Origin of the sequence: Streptomyces sp. MMG1533 (assembly GCF_001279775.1) — a bacterium.
Lineage (GTDB): Bacteria > Actinomycetota > Actinomycetes > Streptomycetales > Streptomycetaceae > Streptomyces.
Genome location: NZ_LGDG01000207.1, coordinates 1 through 212 on the forward strand (window position 1 = coordinate 1; position 212 = coordinate 212).

Annotated in this window: 1 rRNA gene; it reads right to left on the reverse strand. The window is 55.7% G+C overall.

Features of this window, described 5'->3' with window-relative positions:
• Window positions 1–212 (reverse strand): 23S ribosomal RNA (locus ADK57_RS19865); the annotation flags it as partial.

Sequence of the window (212 nt, forward strand, 5' to 3'; positions counted from 1 at the left end):
TCGGACTCGCTTTCGCTACGGCTTCCCCACTCGGGTTAACCTCGCAACACACCGCAAACTCGCAGGCTCATTCTTCAAAAGGCACGCAGTCACGACGCACCAAGTAAACTTGATGCGCGACGCTCCCACGGCTTGTAGGCACACGGTTTCAGGTACTATTTCACTCCGCTCCCGCGGTACTTTTCACCATTCCCTCACGGTACTATCCGCTA